This window comes from Thalassobacillus cyri, from assembly GCF_900107755.1.
Lineage (GTDB): Bacteria > Bacillota > Bacilli > Bacillales > Halobacillaceae > Thalassobacillus > Thalassobacillus cyri.
The window spans coordinates 70,728-88,027 of record NZ_FNQR01000001.1 but is presented as its reverse complement, the minus strand read 5'-3'; the positions used below and the strand labels follow the sequence as shown (position 1 = coordinate 88,027).

The window sequence follows — 17,300 nt, the reverse complement described above, 5'->3', positions numbered from 1 at the left end:
TGGCTTTATTTTCTTAGTATAAGGAAATAAAACATTTCTACACATTAAAAGATTCAAAAAAATGCTGACAAAATTAATAAGGAGCTCTTCATCTTAAACAAAAAAAGTCCCTGACAGTTTGTGGATCAATGGCCAGAGACTTTTAGAACTTAATGATTCCATTGGACTCAAATCAACGCCCTCCACCCTGTCAAGGTAGTCAACTGAATAGAAATGGTTGTGATGATCTTAGATAAAAGCCTTTTTTATTAGTTCTTTCTCATTTGAATAGGATTTATAGTTTTTTCAACCAATTGGGCAGCAACTCGACAACAATTTGGCAACCACAGATTTTCAACATTTAACCTAACCTTATAAATTTTCGTCCTTTTAAAATAAAAGGGTACATATTTCCCCTTTACAAGGTAAAATCCTGTTTCGTTTTTATAGGTTAAGCCGGTCAGATAGAATACTATATCTGATATAATGAAGCCTCCCCCTCAACAAAACTTTGCCATTCTGCTATAATTTTTTCTATAATTTGTTTGACAGGAAGAATTTGTTTAATTTCGTGAACTCTTGCTCCAGAGAAAACGAGACCGTTCTCTACGTCCCCCTCTAGTGATTTAAACAAGGAGTCCAAGGTGCAAAATTGATAGGAGCAATTCTTCAAGCAATCATAACACTTAGCTATTTTCAGCTTGTTTCCTTCACTAATCTTTTCTATAAATCTGTTCTGAATTGCTCTTCCCTGAAGACCCACTGTTGTTTTTACTAAGACCGTATCTTCTTTTCTTGCGTCAATATATTTCTGTTTAAACGCAAGAGGTGCATCGCATTCTTCACTCGCTACAAAACGAGTTCCCATTTGTACTCCGGATGCCCCCAAACGGAAAGCTTCCGCAACATCTTCACCTGTTAGAATTCCACCCGCAGCAATCACCGGTATATTGACTACACTAGTCACTTCTGGCAAAATTTCAAAAAGCGGTCGTTCTGTACCCAAATGTCCTCCCGCTTCGTAACCCTCTACCACTACAGCTGCTGCACCCAACCTTTCAGAAAAGCGGGCTAGTTTCGCAGTAGAAACAATCGATATGACAGGAACGTCATATTCTCTTCCCCATGCATACATATCTCTAGAAATTCCAGCACCCGAAACTATAAAGTCCACCTTTTCCTCCATTGCCACTTTCATTTTCTCTGCAAAATCATTCATGGCAAAAAGAACATTTACTCCTATGTAACCTCTATTGTTTGTAAGTTCTCTCGCCTTTCTTATGTGATACCTTAATTCTTCCACTGAAATTCCAGTTCCAGAGATGGTTCCAATCCCCCCTGCATCAGCAACAGCTGCTGCTAGTTTGCTGAGAGAAATCCCAACTCCCATTCCACCTTGAACGATAGGAAATTTTGGCTCCATATCACCAATTTTTACTTTTTTTAATTCCATCAATAAGATACCCCATTTCGAAAATAGTATTATTTCAAGAAAGCCTTTAACTTGCTCTTCCTTAAGTCTTGTTTTTAGCTACTACTAGTGTATTTGGTTAAAGAGAACAAGAAAAGACATACTTATCATTCTTACTAGATGACATTTGTAATTTTTACCATTTAAACAGTGGAAATGTAGGATATCAGACTTTCCAATATCGCGATTACAAGATCATAATAAAATATAATAATATTTTCATTTTTCCCTTGATTTTGGTATATAAGTTCGTTTTCCGCATAGAGCTTAATAAGCAAACTTGATCAGCCTAAAAAAGACTATCCCCCAGTTTTGGGAAATAGTCTGTAGAGTTAGAAATGTATCTAATGCATGACATGTTCTCATTTTCAGAATGAGAATACTACATCATGCCGCCCATATATGGATGGATACCATATATGATTTCCATTCTTATGCCTTTTTTGTTATTTTATTATAATTCTCTCATTCACAAAAAGGTGATAACTTCTTTTCAATACTCACTATAAAAGCCAAACTTCTATATAAACAAAGCCCTAGACGTAGTTGCTAACATCTGGGCTTTATCTTTTAAAGGCTATTCCATCTCTTTATCCGTTCCACCCATTTATGGAGAAGGTTATTATACCGGGGATTTTAATGGCCACTTCTTCATTAAAGATATGGACGGTCAAATTACGATCATTTACCATTTCCAAAGCTAAACGGCCTCTTCATCCACCAACAATTTGACTTCTCTGCAACTGGGAATGACGCTCTTCGGAGAGCCTTGTCAATCATTCCTTTCCCTGCTTATCTCTTTACTTCTTTATCTATTATTTCTAAAATAAATAAAAAAGCCCCTGACCGTTGCAGGATCAACGGCCAGAGGCTTTTAAGACTTAGTGATTCCGATTGGGCTCGAACCAACGACCTCCACCCTGTCAAGGTGGCGCTCTCCCAGCTGAGCTACGGAATCAAGGGATAAAGTTGTTTTGAATTGGACAAGTACTAATATAATATGATTTCAGTTATGTGTCAATAACTTATCGACAATTTTTTATCATTTTCAGAAAATCTCTCTTCCACTGGCGGCCAGGCCACTTAGCTTCTGCGGAAGAGTTTTCAATTATATGACAATCGTCAGAGCTGTCCTACTTTTTTGAAAATGATATGGTAAAATAGGTGTGTTACATTTATAGATACGTTGTCGTTTTTTGGAGGTGTTCGCTTTGGGACGTGATGGAACGTTCAAGGATTTTGAAATCAATAGTTCCTATTTAGATGAAACATTGACATTGAAAGTATTTCTGCCGGAGAATTATTCTCCGCTTTATAAGTATCATATCGCGATCATGCAGGATGGTGACGATTATTTTCAGATGGGGCGGGTCGCGACATTAAGCGATAAACTGCATAAAGACAAACGGATTGCGGATACGATTTTTGTCGGGATCCATTATCAGGATAAATATGACCGTCAGGACAAGTATCATCCGAACGGGGAAAAGCAGTCCGCTTATATCAAGTTTCTTGTCAATGAAGTTGTCCCGCTTCTGGATGAAGAGCTTCCAGGCTATCATATGGGCAGCGGCAGAACGTTGATGGGTGATTCGCTCGGTGGAACAGTGGCCTTGATGACGGCACTTAAATATCCGAACACATTCGGGAATGTCATCATGCAGTCCCCTTTCGTGAACGATGAGGTGATGGACAAAGTCCAGAACAGCAAGGACATGTCCTCGCTTGCCATTTATCATACGATCGGAAGCGAAGAGACAGATGTGCCAACGACTGATGGGGACCGCAAAGATTTTGTTACACCGAACTATGAACTGAGAAAGCTATTGAATAAGAAGCCGCTCACTTACTTTTTCCATGAACTTGATGGAGACCATACGTGGAAATATTGGCAGCAGGATATGGAGCGAGCCCTGGTTACGATGTTCCGACCGTAAAGCCTATGTAAGGGGAGCAATATTTTGGTATAATAATGACAACCTGAATAACTGACTAATTCACTTTGCATTCAACACGAATAAAAACAGTACTATTAATTATAGGAGGGTATTCCAAATGAAGTATGGTATCGCCATTTTTCCACCGAAAAAAATACAGGATGTCGCAAACTCCTACCGGAAACGTTACGACCCGCATTATGCATTGATCCCACCACACATCACGTTAAAGGATCCGTTTGAGGCAGAGGATAGTGAAATCAAGGAAATGGTGCCTCATTTGAAGGAGATTGCGAAAGAAATGCAGCCCTTCGAAATTGAAATCAACAAAGTCAGCTCATTCACACCAATCACGAATACCATTTATTTGAAGGTCGAGCCTACGGACATCATCATGGGATTGAACGAAAAGCTCTATGGCGAGCACCTCCCTGGTGAGCGGGAACACTCTTTTGTTCCGCATATTACGATTGCTCAAAAACTTTCCGATGACGAGTATTCCGATGTTTATGGCACGCTTCGCATGAAAGGGTTCGATTTGAAAGAGACGGTCGACCGCTTCCAGTTGCTTTACCAATTGGATAACGGATCCTGGACTGTATACGAAACATTCGTGCTCGGTGAGGGGTGATCCAATGCTGATTAGAACGGTAGAGAACGACCAACAGCTGAAAGATGCCTTCGGTGTCCGCCGCACGGTCTTTATCAAAGAACAGCAGGTTCCGGAAGATTTAGAACTTGATGAGTATGATGATTTAGCCGTCCATTTCATCGGCTATGAAAATAACGAGCCGATTGCCGCTGCCCGCCTTCGTTTTGTCGAAGAAAATGGGAAACTGGAGCGGATTTGTGTGATGAAGGAATTCCGCGGCCGCTCATTCGGCAGGCAGATGATTGAAGCGATGGAAAAACGGATCCAAAAAGAAGGCTTGAAGCAGGCGAAATTGAATGCTCAGACGCATGCGGAAGATTTCTACAGGGCCATCGGATATGAAACGATTTCCGGCCAGTTCATGGACGCCGGCATCCCCCATGTCACGATGATTAAAACGCTAGACTGATTTTCCACCTGGAAGAGAGAAATCTTCCAGGTTTTTTGTATAGCTCTTTCTATCTCTGTCTACAATGGTAACAGCAGATAGAAGGATTGTGATGATAATGGACTATTTACGTATTTTATTAGAAGCTTCTTTTGGGTTCGCTGCCCTGTTTGTTTTGGCCAAGGTGCTTGGAAAATCTCAGATCACTCAGCTCACCCCGTTTGACTTCATTTCAGCCATCATTCTCGGTGAACTGGTAGGAAACGCACTCTATGATCCGGAAGTCGGGGTATGGCAGATTGCGTTTGCCGTATTGGTCTGGGGTGTACTCATGTATGTAACAGAAATTTTGACAGAAAAAGTGAAAGCGACACGGGGGTTTTTGGAAGGACAGCCGTCGATTGTCATCCATAAAGGGAAGCTCATCCGCGAAGAGCTGAAAAAAAACAAACTCGATATCAACCAGCTCCAGCACTTGCTCCGTTCCAAGGATGTATTTTCACTTCGCGAAGTCGAGTATGCGGTCCTTGAAACCGATGGATCGATTTCCGTGTTGAGAAAATCGATGGATCAGACACCGACCCGTGGTGATTTGAACCTCACTCCCCAGGCCACACCACTGCCAATGGCCTTCATCAGCGACGGCGAAGTGTTGTGGGATAACCTGAAAGAAGCCGGGTTCGATAAACATTGGCTGTTTACCCAGCTGCAGCAGCAGGAGATCACCGATTACAAAGAAGTTTTATATGCCGAATATAAAGAAGGAGAGGATTTGTATGTGTTACCATACTAATCCTCTCCTTTTTTCAGTTGTTTGAACACCCAGCGGTTTCCTTCGATGGCATACGTGATGGTTCCTCTTTTAATGTGCCCGATCAGGTATGCGGTGACAGCCGTACGGTACAACAGCCACTGGGAAAGCTGGTTGTTCTCGACACCGTAGGCATCACACATATCCACGATCACCTGTTCATGACTGACGCCGTCCGGGTGATCTGAAATATATTCCTCCAGCCAGGTGGAAAGCTGCTCGTGATAGGCGATATTTTTCCTGACGGTGTCCTGGAAATTGGTCTCATATTCCCCATGACCAGGAACCGCTCCATCACACAGGATTTCCTTCACCCTGGACAGACTATCTATTGTCAGCGCGCAGTCAGTAATATATGGAATCTTGTGTTTTTTAAGCTGCGCCTCTGCAAAATAACTGTCAGCGGCATACAGAACATCATAGATTTTCACGCCCAGCTGATGGTAGCTATGGCCTGGCAACGAAAAGGTTTCAAGCTCGAATTCTCCGAACGTAAAGTTCCCTTCCCAGACTTTGTCATCAATCCGTACTGGTGGACCTTCGAGAAATTTATTTCGAATATCATCCAGCGGATCATTACCACCGAATAAGTAAAGCGGTTCGAGTGACGGATTTTCCAGGATTGCAGCCTCGTATTTGGGAGCAATTGTCCGGACGTCATAATTGTCCTGGAGATACTTCGCTCCCCCATAATGATCGGCATGGGCATGGGTAATGAATAAATGGGTAATTGGCAGCCCGTGCTGCTTCAAAGCTTTGATCACTTTTTTGATCGCCGACTTATCGATGCCGGCATCGATGAGCATGCCGTCGTCCCCATTGTAGACATAGCCGATATTGACGGCGCTATGAAAATAGTAGCAGTGACTGTTAATCTGTTTCATTTCCATAAAAAAAGAACGACCCCTTTCAGCGATTCTACTAAATAGTTTCGCTGAAGTGCCGTCCTTTTCCTGTCAGATCGGAATAAACTTTTTCCGAGTAAGCTGCATGGATGTCATTCGGTGCATGCAGTTTTTTCTTTTTATGGAATGCTTTTTTATCAATCTTATCGGTATTTCTCATTTGCAGCTGCCTGTTGTCCAATGTCACTTTATGGACATTGGCATATTGGAAAGGTGACTCTTTCGGCTTGACGGTTCGCTCTTGGTAGTCATCGTACTGATACATCGGTACTGGCAGAATGTAACCCATGAAGCTCCCCTCCTTACAGAATACATACCCTTAATTTAATAGATATATACGTGGAAACGCTACCTTTTGAGGGGGCTATTCGAAAAATTTCCTTAAACGGTCTACTTTTGTTTCCGTCCGCTTCTCGAACTCACCCATTTGCTTTGTTAACAGTTTCTCCAGCGAGACCATCATCTGCTCGAATTCCGTCATCGTTTTTTCCGGCTTTTTCAAGTTCGGTTTTGATGTAATCATATAATCAATTTCATCGATCATCCGTCGCATATGGCGGAGGTTCATGGCCTCACCTTCTTTCCGCACCCGCAACCTTTCCGCTTTCTCGGCCTTGTGCGCTTCACTTGCTTTCGTCTTTCTCTATCCATGATGATCAGTCCTTTTTTCTATAGCTTATTCTCTAGAGCAACGACGGGTGTAGTTCATCTATCCAGAAAGACGCGGAGAATTGCAGCCGCTCCGGCAATTCCAAGCAGCAGTATTACCCATTCAAAATAAGGAATCATTACCCAACCGGCTATAAGGGTGCCACTCGCCCAGATGCCAGTGCACCAATGGCAGCTGAGCAATTCGCCGATAAATGCCTGGATACCCTTCCCTTTCACTTCAATAAATGTTTCCACGTTTCCCTCTTGATCGATCTGTTCTATATAATGATGAAAAGGCGCACGAAGCCAGTCCGTGATCGTGTCATCCACAAGCAGCCGGGTCAATCGAAAACAAGCAAGTGTCAACAGCACGAATTCCATCCATGTAATCCCCAATCAGCCAGCCTCCTTCAAGATGATTATTTATGTAGCCCACCCTTAGGTATCGGATGGGATCTTTTTAGAACCAGTAGGCTCCCCCGCGGTGATCGCTGTCTCCACGGCGGTCATCATCAGTGACGATGGGAGCTGCTTTCCATATCGTCGTGACGGCGTCTACGGCCGAAAAATGGATCTACCCGGTCATCGTCATGGCGACGGGAGCTGCTTTCCATGTCATCGTGACGACGCCTGCGGCCGAAGAACGGATCTACCCGATCATCGTCATGACGACGGGAGCTGCTTTCCATGTCATCGTGACGACGTCTGCGGCCGAAGAGCGGATCCACTCGATCATCATCACGACGACGGGAGCTGCTTTCCATATGATCATCGTGACGGCGTCTGCGGCCGAAGAGCGGGTCCACTCGATCATCATCACGACGACGGGAGCTGCTTTCCATACGGTCATCGTGTCGGCGTCTGCGGCCGAAGAACGGATCTACCCGGTCATCGTCCCGTCGATCATCGTGTCCCCGACGGCCATGGTGGTGGCGGTCGTCATCTGACTTGATGATGACTTTATCAGCCTGGATGACCACTTCATCAGCTCTGATATAGTTTTTATTCATACAGTTATCAGACATGCCCTTTCCTCTCCTTTTACTTCTATTGTTCCTTATTAGTCTATGAATACCTGACAATTGTGTATGGGCTTCCCTCCCCTGATATTTCTTGGGTGATTCACTAAAATCACGACGAATGCCCACACCATAAGGGCGAGTGTTCATATTCTATTAAAGACAATACGTCAATAAAAGACGAAAGGGGAATTATAATGGGCTGTGGAAAAAAACATGACACAGGCAACTGCGTTTGTGACATTCTAAGAGAGATCCTTGATGCTCAAGAAGATGTCGTTACGATGGAATGTGAAACCAGCTGCGAACAATCCATTAATGATTTACTGGGAGAGATGGCTCCAACAGGGAAAGATACGGTTCCAGTACTGCTATACTGTAAAGGAAACTGTAAGCCATTCGAAGGATTCGGAGCTCCAAGGAATAACATCGGTGATGTAATGGGAAGCTTCTATTTCCGTGTCAAAGATGTGGATAAAGATTGCTGCGCAACACTTGAACTTTTGCGCGATCCAAACGACAATGACGACAATCCAAAAGATCCAGTTGACCAAAAAACAGGTAACCTTCGTACTACAGGCATCTGCATCACTGTCGATTTAGATTGCTTCTGCCACATCACTTGCCTTCCAGCAATCGACGCATTCTCGTAACACCTAAAAAAAAGTCGCGTCCAACATGGGCGCGACTTTTTTCTGTTGGTACGGTTTAAAAACCGATCAAGTTAATATCAATAATCTCTGCAAACTTGATTTCTTTCTGGAACGGACGCTGGAATGTTTTCATATGGACGATACCACCCTGATAATCGTTGATATATCCGCGCAGTTTCCCCTCTTCTGTTTCCACTTCACACTTCATTTTTGGAATCTGGGACGGCAGATTTACAAAATACGTCACCTTTTCTTCTAAAGTCATATCCCGGAACCGCTGTCTCCGATCTCTGGCAGATCCTGCCCGCGACTGACTTTTGGTTTCCTGTTCGGCCTCCGGCTGATGATGTTCAACCCTCTGCTTCTTACGGGCAGGGTTATCTTCTAGTTCGCGGGACTGCTTTCCCTCAGGTTCTGGTGCGGATTTTCCTTTCTCTTGTTCCTTGGCTGTTTTTTTACCATGGTAAGTCGTCTGCATTGAAGCCTTGCTGGGGGCGAAATCCGGCTGTGCAATATAAAGCATCGGGCGTTGTTCAAGCTTACTTTGCTTGCCCATAGATGTGCTCCCTCCTTAGCCTGTTCTCCGTCTTTTCATATATATGCCCAGATTTAAGGAAATGTGCATGCTATCTGAATTTCAGTTTTTCAACATACAATCATCCAATTATTGGGATACTTGATGATAGAGTTGCGTATCTTTAGTACTCATCGCATGCTCCTTTAAGTGGTGGATATTGCCATCATAGTATAATCGGTATGATAATTCGGGTTGCAGCCCTTTAACTAGTTGTTATCCTAAGTAATCGGATCTTAAAGGGTAAAGGATCACTTGTTTATGTAAAAACGAGAGAATTATCTTTTTCTTAAACTATAAAAAAGCTTGAGGCACGTTTACCTCAAGCCTTCTGATTGGTTATTTTTTAGAATCCGATGATGTTAAAACCGGAATCGACGTGGATGATTTCCCCGGTCACCCCGCGGGATAGATCACTCAATAGGTAGTACGCTGTATCGCCGACTTCTTCCTGGGAAACCGGACGGCGAAGCGGCGCGCGCTCTTCGATTTCTTTCAGGATCGTGTTGAAGCTGCCGACACCTTTTGCTGATACCGTTCGGATCGGACCAGCGGAAATTGCATTAACACGGATGCCGTGCTTCCCAAGGTCATTAGCAAGGTAGCGCATACTAGCATCCAGGCTAGCCTTTGCAACACCCATGACATTGTAATTATTGACGACTTTTTCGCCGCCCAGATACGTCATGGTAACGATGCCGCCACCTTCGGTCATAAGCGGATAAGCTTCTTTTGCTACGGCAGTTAACGAATACGCGCTGATATCGTGCGCCAGTTTGAAGCCGTCACGTGTAACATTCATATACTCACCGTTCAGCTCGTCCCGGTTGGCAAACGCGATGCAGTGCGCCAGACCATGAATCGTACCAACATCATTTTTGATGTCCGCGAACGTCTTTTTGATCGCTTCATCATCGGTTACGTCACATTCATAGAATAAAGCATCCTGCCCTTCCAATGATTCACCAAGATCTCTGACCGGCTTTTCAAAACGTTCATTCGCATAGGTGAAAATCAGACGTGCTCCTGCTTCATGAAGGGAACGTGCAATTCCCCACGCAATGCTTCGTTTGTTCGCTACGCCCATGACGACGTATGTACGGCCTTCTAAAGAAAAATTCATACCATTAACCTCCTTGAGGTGATTTTTTATAAGTATTATGATTTGTTATTAGTACCTGCTACTATTTTAGCGGAAACCATCCATAAATACAAATGATGATGTAAGTTTTACAGTAGAAACCTGTTGACTCGCTTTTTCATTTGGCATTCGGCGGTAACCAAAAAATCCACCAGTGAATTTATGACTCAGGTGGATAACTCCGCATTTTATATTTAGTATGCTTCTTTATTATTTATTTGGCTCCATTAAGAAATGAGTTTATTACTCATAAAAGCCTTATTCAATAAAAGAGCCGTGTCGAAGACTTAATTTCGAGATATTTTGGGAGTTAGGGTTGTTGGGGAAGGATTCGCTTTCCTGCGGAGGAACTGGCAAGCCTCCTCAGGAAAGCCTTGCAGGATCTCGCCTCACTTCTTCTCCCGGAGGAATCTCACCCTTCCCCCCTCTCCCTTTACCGCAAAAGTCTTCGAAATCGCCTTTAAATTCACTTCCATAAATTTGCGAGGAGAACCCTATTAAAATGCTGAAATAATCGTATTTTATATTTCAAAAGCACGCTATTGTTAAGAGGAGTTTCGAGATTCCCAGCCACCATAATCGCCACAATAAGTCTCGAAACCGATTAAGTTGTCTTATAGTTAAATTAAATTTTCACCAGTCAATGTATGAAGCACTTCATCCACCATTTCCCATTCTTCATCCGAATCGATATGGTATAGAGCAAGATCATCGTCATTACTCTCTTCTTCATCAAAACGGAACGTAAAGACTTCAGCTTCCTCGCCCTCTTTTTGGTCGGCAGGAACTACGGAAATATAGGAATTCCCAGTTTGGTCTACATCAAAAGAGAACAATACTTCAAATAAATGTTCTTCTCCTTTTTCATCAGGAATGATAATCCGCTCATCTCTTTCTAATTCCATTGAGGTTTCCTCCTTTATGTCTGGAAGCTTATCGATTTTATTTTATTACTAACAGCTCGTGAGCTACATGATCTATTCGAGCTATCATAACTATTGCTTCCCTAACATGTCTATTTTCTTCATTTACATCACTTCTTATTCTTTTGGGATTAAGTTACATCCATACAGAAAAAGCCTCCCTGCTATTATAAGCAGGAAGGCTAATTAATCCTCAACACCATTCACAATATTCAAGCTGCATCTTTAGTTCTTCTACGTATTCCGGCGAGCCGGTCACGATCAAGTGATCGAACATCCGCAGTTCGGTATCCCCGTGAGGAACAATCGAATCCTCTCCTCGGAAAATACGAACCATGATGACATCGCCGGTGAATGGAAATTCACGTAGTCGTATCCGATCATACATGGGATTGTTCATGTTAATCTGGAACAATGCACTGTCTTGATCTGTCAGTATTTCTACCACGTCTGGAGCTACGATCATCGCTTTCAGCAGCGCTTTGGTGGAAAGCATTACGGAAAAGACTTCGACTCCAATATTCTTAAGCTCCTGATCGAGCTCTGGAGATTCGGCACGGGCGATAACCCGTTCCACGCCGTTATTTTTGGCGAACTTCGCGATTTCAGCGTTTTTCACCTGGTCGCCGGTGGATGCCACGAGAATGTCGACATCGAAGACGCCCAATTCTTTCATACTATCCAGATCGTATGCCGTAAGCTCCTGGATATCGAAGCAGGAGCGGCTAATATTTTCATCCACTTTATCAACCTTGGTGTGATACAGGTGAGTCTCATACAAATTTTCATCCAGTTCACGAACGACTGGCAATGTCTGGCGGTTGGAGCCAATGAAAGAAACCGTTTGTCTATGATTTTCTTCCTCAAAACGTCCATAAATTTTCTTAAACGCGATCGGCGTAATCAGACAAGTCAGGACGGCAACCAAAATCAGAGCCCCTTCCATCTGCTTGTCGATCATGCCTTCCCGCTCTCCGATGGTTGCAGCCGCAATGACGAGCGATAAGGTGGAAGTCAGCAAAAAACCGGATCCTACCACAGTTTTCCAGTCATACCATTTACGCAAAATCAAAGCTGGAACCATTTTGGATAGGAACAAGGCGATCAATAATAACGGGATTAACAGAACCACTTGCCGATTGCTGAACAACTCCCAAATATCGATTTCAACCCCGACCATAACGAAGAAAATCGGGATCAGGAACCCATAACCGAAGCTATCCATCCGCTTCACGAGCTCAGGGTTAGGAGATAAAAGGGAAACAAGGGTACCCGCAAGGAAAGCGCCAAGAATGTTTTCTGCGCCGACCGTTTCTGAAATAGCCACCAGCAGAATAATCAATGTAAAAACCGCCCGGGTGTCGATTTGGATCGTCCCTTTGGTCATCGTTTCCATGAAGGATTGATGACGATAATATTTCCCGACGAAGTAAAGCAGGACACCTACTCCAAAAAGAACGAGCAGCAGCCACATGTTCCCTTCGCCTTCTCCATAAATAGAAACGAATACAGCAAGCAAAATCATGGTCGCCAAATCGGCAATGACCGCAATCATCAGAATCGTCTGGCCGATCGTCGATTTCATCATTTGGGCATCCTTCAACGTTGGCACGACTACCCCAAGGGAAATGGTAGAAATAATTAATGTCATCAAGAACAGGTTATCAATAAACCCGACTAAAACGAATAGATAAGACAATCCAAGGGAAAGGGCGAAGATAGCCGCAAATACCATCAACGAGATCCAAAGCGGGTTCGGTGGCTCGATGCCTTTATTTTCCGGTTTCTTCGCTTTCTTCTTCTTGCCGAAAATCGAAAAATCAATTTCCAGTCCACTCAGGAACATAAGAAAAATGAACCCGAGCGTCGAGAGGATTTCTATCCAGCTTCCTGATTCATTGACGATATCGAAGCCGCTTTTCCCGATGATCAGACCGACGATAATTTCGGCCACAACCACGGGGATGGCTCTCAACTTGAATCGATGCATAAGAATCGGGGTAAGAAATGCTGCTAAAATTACAATTACTAATGAGGTGACGGAAGCGCCATGCTCCATTCAATCGTCCCCCTTTCCATTTATGTCAATAGGTTCATGAATGCTGTCGCCATCCCGAAATAAATAAGAACCGAGATGATATCATTAATCGTAGTAATAAAAGGGCCAGATGCAACAGCTGGATCGATATTGAGACGATCCATTACTAAAGGAACAAGCGAGCCTGCTAACGTAGCCACGACGAGGGTTGCGAAAATTGACAGACCAACCAACAAGCCGAGATATATGTCTTGCTGCCAAAAAAAGATGATGACCGTAGCTAAAACACCGCAGGAAGCTCCGGTAATCAATCCAGTTGCCGCTTCCCTCATGATTATCTTTCTTTTTCCTTGTTTGTCGACCTCTCCTGTCGCCATTCCGCGGACAGCAACAGCGAGTGCCTGTGTTCCGGTATTACCTGCCATCCCGGCGATTAGTGGAATGAATATCGCCAGAATCGGCACCACATCAAGCGTATCCTCGAACCTGCCGATCAAGCTGGCCGTCAAACTCCCTAAAAACAAGAGGATGATCAGCCATGGAAGCCGTTTTTTCGCTGAGGCGAAAGCATGATCATCAGGGCTGTCGATATCACTGATACCGGCAAGTTTGGAATAGTCCTCATTCGCTTCCTCTTCCATGACATCCAGGACGTCATCGACAGTGATAATCCCAAGGAGATGGTTTTGAAAATCAACTACGGGAAGCGCAAGGAAATCATAGTCACGGAACATGCGCGCGATTTCTTCCTGGTCTTCTCCTACAGCTACAGAAACAAGCCGCTCATTCATCACTTCTGATATCAACCATTCATCTTCCGCGATAATTAGGTCTCTTAATGATATAACACCGACTAAGTGCTTATCTTCATCTATCACATACGTATAATAGATTGTTTCGGCATCTGGTGCTTCCCGGCGGAGATGCAGCATCGCTTCTCTAACGGTCTGGTTGGCTTTCACGACCACGAACTCGGTCGTCATGATACTACCTGCAGTCTTCTCCTCATAATGCAGCAAGTCTTTGATTTCATCAGAATCGTTATCATCCATAATCGTCAAAAAGCTTGCTACTTTGTTTTTATCTAAAGAATTGAGGATGTCGACCGCATCATCCGTCGACATATCCGCGAGCACCTGCGATGCTAGGCGCGGATCCATTTCGGAGAAAAACGGCTCGACATCTTCATAGTCGATATGCTCCATCACTTCCGAAATCTCTTCCGGAGATAAGTACATATAAACTTTCCTACGGACATCAGCGTCCATATCAGTGAAAATACTAGCTTGATCGTATGGATGCATTTCTAGGAATTCGGCACGGAACTGATCTATCTGGTCGTTCAGCAAAGCCTCTTGCACTTTTTCCCACATTCTTTCCCGTTCATCTGTTTCCAAATGTTCCATCAGAAATCCCTCCCCCATGTTCAAGCCAGATTCATTTTGACCGTTATATCGTAATGGCATCAACAAGCTTTGTCAATAAAATAATTCTTTAGAAATACATGATAGTAGTTTATCAAATAAATGTGCAAAAATGGAACCGATAAGACCAGGGATGCCATCATATACTGGCACTTTTCCAGGCTTACTTTTTAGTGTGACCTATCGTGCCGTTCTTATTGAAATTTCACGTCAAACGATTCTAAACACCCGGGATTGGGAATAATAACAGAAGCACTTTTACATAAGGAAGGAGGATTACTATGAAAGTAGATATCATCGGGGACGTACATGGCTGTCTCGACGAAATGAAAGCTTTATTCCACAAGCTGGGCTACGAGGAGGAGGACGGTGTCCCTGTCCATCCAGATGGCAGGATACCTATTTTTCTCGGCGACATTACCGACCGGGGACCCGATTCGATCGGCTGCATCCGTTACGTGTATAAGATAGTAGTAGGAAAAAATAAAGGCAGGTATGTCCCTGGAAACCATTGTAATAAGCTGTACCGCTTTTTTCTGGGAAACAAGGTGCAGGAAAAACATGGGCTCGAGACGACGACCGCAGAATATCGCGCCCTCCCCTCAAAAGAACAAAAGGAAGTACGCCATCACTTTATGAAATTATATGAAGAAGCACCGCTATACTTGGAGCTTCGTGAAGCCAATGCTATCGTGGCTCATGCCGGCATCAAAGAAAGCTTTATTGGACAGCAAGGGAAAAAAGTTCGTACATTCGTGCTTTATGGAGATATTACCGGAGAGAAGCATGAAGATGGAAGGCCGGTGCGCCGCGATTGGGCGCAGGCCTACGAAGGAAGCCGCTGGATCGTCTATGGTCATACACCGGTACGAGAGCCGCGGTTCGTTAATAATACGGTGAACATTGATACCGGGTGTGTATTCGGTAATAAATTGACTGCTTTCCGGCTGCCCGAAGAGGAAATTGTAAGCGTTTCTTCTAAACAGCCATTCGTAGAAGAAAAATTCCGCCTGGATTAAGCTTTGTCCATAGCGGAAACCATATCAATGGGAAGCTCTTTCTGGCAGACAACTACTTCCCCGGTCAATGGATGCACAAAGGCAAGCCTGTGGCAATGCAGGGCTTGCCTTTTCATGAGGTATAGGGATCCTCCATAAAGATCATCGCCGGCAAGGGGATGTCCAAGGCAGCTCATATGGACACGGATCTGGTGGGTCCTTCCTGTAACCAGTTCAACTTCTACCAGCGAATGCTTATTTAAAAATTCCAGAACCTGATATTGGGTGGTGGCAGGCTGGCCGTCTTCACGTACCTGTCGTTCAATGATAGAGCCATCTTTCCTTCCGATTGGAGCTTCGATGGTGCCCTTCGACTGATCCAGGTGTCCTTCCACCAGAGCCAGATAAGTTTTTTCTAGTGGACCACTAGGAGAAGCGGCAAGCAGGGAGTGGCTGTAGGCATGCTTGGCAATCAGCACAAGCCCCGACGTATCCCTATCGAGCCGCGTGACTACATGGATCGTACTCGGAATTCCGTTATGCTGGTAATAAGCCATGATACCATTCGCGAGCGTGACGTCATGGTTCATAGAAGGCATGACTGCAAGCCCTCCTGGTTTATCGACAACCAGGACATCCTCATCCTCATAAACTACAGCCAATTCCATCTCGACCGCTTCCAGCCGCTCCGCTGGTTCCGCAGCTGGAAGAGTCACTTCCAGTTCGTCTCCCGCCTCAAGCTTTTTCCGTACTGTAACAGCTGCACCATTAACTTTTAGCCCTTGTGCGTGCTTTATCTGTTTCAGTAATTGACGAGAAAATGCCCGCACAGAAATCAAATATTCCCGTACGAGCATCCCCTCCTGCTGCTTTGCTATTTTCCACGTCCAGCTCCACTGCTTCATTCTTTATCGTCCGCAACAAATGAATCTCTGACTCGTTTCCAAAATGGGAACGGCCGGAATCTGGCAAACCGGACTTTTTCTCTTGCCACTCGGCACTGAATTGATTTTACTTCTTTATACGTATGGGTATAGTGATCGACCGTGATCAAGAAGCTCTTATCTGAAGTCGGCTTCAGCAGGCACGTATGGTGGCTTGGCAAAATCAACGGGGAACCGATGGTACGAAAGACGCGATTGTTGATCGAAGCCATTTCCGCAATCTGGATTGATTCGAGTGATGGGTGGATAATGGCCCCGCCAAGCGCTTTGTTATAGGCGGTACTTCCTGATGGGGTCGAAATACATAACCCGTCACCGCGGAACGTTTCGAAATGCTCCCCTTTGATATCGACATCGAGCACCACCGAGCCTTCTGAGGTCTTGATGGTACATTCATTGAGTGCTAAATATTGCCCTTCTTCTCCTCCGTTTTTCAAACGGATAATCAGTTCGAGCAATGGATATTCGACCACCTGGAAAGGAGTGCGCGCAACATCGATGATCAACTTTTCCACTTCATCGGGTGTCCAGTCGGCATAGAACCCCAGATGTCCAGTATGTATCCCCATGAAGGCTGTCTTGTCCAAGCGATGGTTGTAGTTATGAAAAGCTTCCAGAAACGTCCCGTCACCGCCAACAGATATCACGATTTCCGGCTCTTCATCACAATATTCCATATCAAACTCTGATAAATAATTTTTTATTTTGGAACGGATTTCATTTGAATTTTTGTCGCCTCTTGATAAAACGGAAAATTTCATACGCTATGCCTGCTCCTTTCCAGCTGCGGAT

19 protein-coding genes and 1 tRNA gene are annotated in these 17,300 nt (G+C 44.3%); 7 read left to right on the top strand and 13 right to left on the bottom strand.

Going from position 1 to position 17,300, the window contains the following annotated elements:
* Window positions 1-451 precede the first annotated feature (451 nt).
* A complete protein-coding gene (locus BLV00_RS00465; RefSeq protein WP_093041035.1) occupies window positions 452-1,432 on the bottom strand; it encodes an NAD(P)H-dependent flavin oxidoreductase in 981 nt (326 codons plus the stop codon).
* A gap of 903 nt (window positions 1,433-2,335) precedes the next feature.
* Window positions 2,336-2,408, bottom strand: a tRNA-Val gene (locus tag BLV00_RS00460).
* Window positions 2,409-2,661: 253 nt separating this feature from the next.
* On the opposite strand from BLV00_RS00460, the gene BLV00_RS00455 reads away from it, so the two are divergent.
* From BLV00_RS00455 to BLV00_RS00440, 4 genes are all read left to right on the top strand, one after another.
* On the top strand, window positions 2,662-3,387 hold the full coding sequence (locus tag BLV00_RS00455; protein WP_093041032.1) for an alpha/beta hydrolase: 726 nt from the start codon (window positions 2,662-2,664) through the stop codon (window positions 3,385-3,387).
* Between the two features lie 118 nt (window positions 3,388-3,505).
* Complete coding sequence (locus BLV00_RS00450) at window positions 3,506-4,018, top strand: YjcG family protein (RefSeq protein ID WP_093041029.1); 513 nt, start codon at window positions 3,506-3,508, stop codon at window positions 4,016-4,018.
* Between the two features lie 4 nt (window positions 4,019-4,022).
* On the top strand, window positions 4,023-4,448 hold the full coding sequence (locus tag BLV00_RS00445; RefSeq protein WP_093041025.1) for a GNAT family N-acetyltransferase: 426 nt from the start codon (window positions 4,023-4,025) through the stop codon (window positions 4,446-4,448).
* 97 nt (window positions 4,449-4,545) lie between these two features.
* Window positions 4,546-5,220: a DUF421 domain-containing protein gene (locus BLV00_RS00440; RefSeq protein ID WP_093041922.1), complete on the top strand. Its 675-nt coding sequence runs from the start codon at window positions 4,546-4,548 to the stop codon at window positions 5,218-5,220.
* On the opposite strand, the gene BLV00_RS00435 is transcribed toward BLV00_RS00440, so the two are convergent.
* From BLV00_RS00435 to BLV00_RS00420, 4 genes are all read right to left on the bottom strand, one after another.
* Complete coding sequence (locus tag BLV00_RS00435) at window positions 5,217-6,122, bottom strand: MBL fold metallo-hydrolase (RefSeq protein WP_245728681.1); 906 nt, start codon at window positions 6,120-6,122, stop codon at window positions 5,217-5,219. The genes BLV00_RS00440 and BLV00_RS00435 overlap by 4 nt on opposite strands.
* Window positions 6,123-6,159: 37 nt before the next feature.
* The gene (locus BLV00_RS00430; protein ID WP_093041019.1) at window positions 6,160-6,432 is read right to left on the bottom strand and encodes a hypothetical protein; all 273 of its coding nucleotides are present in this window, start codon (window positions 6,430-6,432) and stop codon (window positions 6,160-6,162) included.
* Window positions 6,433-6,507: 75 nt separating this feature from the next.
* On the bottom strand, window positions 6,508-6,711 hold the full coding sequence (locus BLV00_RS00425; protein ID WP_093041016.1) for a hypothetical protein: 204 nt from the start codon (window positions 6,709-6,711) through the stop codon (window positions 6,508-6,510).
* Window positions 6,712-6,848: 137 nt separating this feature from the next.
* Entirely contained in the window at window positions 6,849-7,190 is a 342-nt protein-coding gene (locus BLV00_RS00420) for a DUF1360 domain-containing protein (RefSeq protein WP_425441619.1), read from the bottom strand.
* 125 nt (window positions 7,191-7,315) lie between these two features.
* On the opposite strand from BLV00_RS00420, the gene BLV00_RS00415 reads away from it, so the two are divergent.
* Entirely contained in the window at window positions 7,316-7,741 is a 426-nt protein-coding gene (locus BLV00_RS00415; RefSeq protein WP_143030655.1) for a hypothetical protein, read from the top strand.
* Between the two features lie 269 nt (window positions 7,742-8,010).
* Window positions 8,011-8,466 (top strand): CotY/CotZ family spore coat protein, encoded by a 456-nt coding sequence (locus tag BLV00_RS00410; RefSeq protein ID WP_093041011.1) that lies wholly within the window; start codon window positions 8,011-8,013, stop codon window positions 8,464-8,466.
* A gap of 55 nt (window positions 8,467-8,521) precedes the next feature.
* On the opposite strand, the gene BLV00_RS00405 is transcribed toward BLV00_RS00410, so the two are convergent.
* From BLV00_RS00405 to mgtE, 5 genes are all read right to left on the bottom strand, one after another.
* On the bottom strand, window positions 8,522-9,022 hold the full coding sequence (locus BLV00_RS00405) for a CotO family spore coat protein (RefSeq protein ID WP_093041009.1): 501 nt from the start codon (window positions 9,020-9,022) through the stop codon (window positions 8,522-8,524).
* Between the two features lie 364 nt (window positions 9,023-9,386).
* Window positions 9,387-10,163 (bottom strand): enoyl-ACP reductase FabI, encoded by a 777-nt coding sequence (fabI, locus tag BLV00_RS00400; RefSeq protein ID WP_028782081.1) that lies wholly within the window; start codon window positions 10,161-10,163, stop codon window positions 9,387-9,389.
* Window positions 10,164-10,801: 638 nt separating this feature from the next.
* Window positions 10,802-11,086 carry a DUF1292 domain-containing protein gene (locus tag BLV00_RS00395; protein ID WP_093041007.1) on the bottom strand — a complete coding sequence of 95 codons (285 nt, stop codon included), beginning with the start codon at window positions 11,084-11,086 and terminating at the stop codon, window positions 10,802-10,804.
* Window positions 11,087-11,297: 211 nt separating this feature from the next.
* Window positions 11,298-13,163 (bottom strand): monovalent cation:proton antiporter family protein, encoded by a 1,866-nt coding sequence (locus BLV00_RS00390; protein WP_093041004.1) that lies wholly within the window; start codon window positions 13,161-13,163, stop codon window positions 11,298-11,300.
* A gap of 20 nt (window positions 13,164-13,183) precedes the next feature.
* A complete protein-coding gene (gene mgtE / locus BLV00_RS00385; RefSeq protein ID WP_093041001.1) occupies window positions 13,184-14,548 on the bottom strand; it encodes a magnesium transporter in 1,365 nt (454 codons plus the stop codon).
* Window positions 14,549-14,847: 299 nt separating this feature from the next.
* Between mgtE and prpE the strand changes: the two genes are divergently transcribed.
* On the top strand, window positions 14,848-15,585 hold the full coding sequence (gene prpE / locus BLV00_RS00380; protein ID WP_093040999.1) for a bis(5'-nucleosyl)-tetraphosphatase PrpE: 738 nt from the start codon (window positions 14,848-14,850) through the stop codon (window positions 15,583-15,585).
* On the opposite strand, the gene BLV00_RS00375 is transcribed toward prpE, so the two are convergent.
* Together BLV00_RS00375 and BLV00_RS00370 are read right to left on the bottom strand one after the other, a co-directional pair.
* On the bottom strand, window positions 15,582-16,469 hold the full coding sequence (locus BLV00_RS00375) for an RluA family pseudouridine synthase (protein WP_093040997.1): 888 nt from the start codon (window positions 16,467-16,469) through the stop codon (window positions 15,582-15,584). The two genes, prpE and BLV00_RS00375, sit on opposite strands and share 4 nt — an antisense overlap.
* A complete protein-coding gene (locus BLV00_RS00370) occupies window positions 16,466-17,269 on the bottom strand; it encodes an NAD kinase (protein WP_093040994.1) in 804 nt (267 codons plus the stop codon). Before BLV00_RS00370 ends, BLV00_RS00375 begins: the two co-directional genes overlap by 4 nt.
* Between the last annotated feature and the right edge of the window lie 31 nt (window positions 17,270-17,300).

Excerpts from the sequence above, each read along its gene's own strand:
- BLV00_RS00405 (WP_093041009.1), bottom strand. The coding sequence starts at position 9,022 with ATGGGCAAGCAAAGTAAGCTTGAACAACGCCCGATGCTTTATATTGCA.
- BLV00_RS00370 (WP_093040994.1), bottom strand. The coding sequence starts at position 17,269 with ATGAAATTTTCCGTTTTATCAAGAGGCGACAAAAATTCAAATGAAATC.
- mgtE (WP_093041001.1), bottom strand. The coding sequence starts at position 14,548 with ATGGAACATTTGGAAACAGATGAACGGGAAAGAATGTGGGAAAAAGTG.
- BLV00_RS00465 (WP_093041035.1), bottom strand. The coding sequence starts at position 1,432 with ATGGAATTAAAAAAAGTAAAAATTGGTGATATGGAGCCAAAATTTCCT.
- prpE (WP_093040999.1), top strand. The coding sequence starts at position 14,848 with ATGAAAGTAGATATCATCGGGGACGTACATGGCTGTCTCGACGAAATG.
- BLV00_RS00430 (WP_093041019.1), bottom strand. The coding sequence starts at position 6,432 with ATGGGTTACATTCTGCCAGTACCGATGTATCAGTACGATGACTACCAA.
- BLV00_RS00395 (WP_093041007.1), bottom strand. The coding sequence starts at position 11,086 with ATGGAATTAGAAAGAGATGAGCGGATTATCATTCCTGATGAAAAAGGA.
- BLV00_RS00415 (WP_143030655.1), top strand. The coding sequence starts at position 7,316 with ATGGGAGCTGCTTTCCATATCGTCGTGACGGCGTCTACGGCCGAAAAA.
- BLV00_RS00435 (WP_245728681.1), bottom strand. The coding sequence starts at position 6,122 with ATGAAACAGATTAACAGTCACTGCTACTATTTTCATAGCGCCGTCAAT.
- BLV00_RS00410 (WP_093041011.1), top strand. The coding sequence starts at position 8,011 with ATGGGCTGTGGAAAAAAACATGACACAGGCAACTGCGTTTGTGACATT.
- BLV00_RS00390 (WP_093041004.1), bottom strand. The coding sequence starts at position 13,163 with ATGGAGCATGGCGCTTCCGTCACCTCATTAGTAATTGTAATTTTAGCA.
- fabI (WP_028782081.1), bottom strand. The coding sequence starts at position 10,163 with ATGAATTTTTCTTTAGAAGGCCGTACATACGTCGTCATGGGCGTAGCG.
- BLV00_RS00440 (WP_093041922.1), top strand. The coding sequence starts at position 4,546 with ATGGACTATTTACGTATTTTATTAGAAGCTTCTTTTGGGTTCGCTGCC.
- BLV00_RS00450 (WP_093041029.1), top strand. The coding sequence starts at position 3,506 with ATGAAGTATGGTATCGCCATTTTTCCACCGAAAAAAATACAGGATGTC.
- BLV00_RS00375 (WP_093040997.1), bottom strand. The coding sequence starts at position 16,469 with ATGAAGCAGTGGAGCTGGACGTGGAAAATAGCAAAGCAGCAGGAGGGG.
- BLV00_RS00425 (WP_093041016.1), bottom strand. The coding sequence starts at position 6,711 with ATGAACCTCCGCCATATGCGACGGATGATCGATGAAATTGATTATATG.
- BLV00_RS00445 (WP_093041025.1), top strand. The coding sequence starts at position 4,023 with ATGCTGATTAGAACGGTAGAGAACGACCAACAGCTGAAAGATGCCTTC.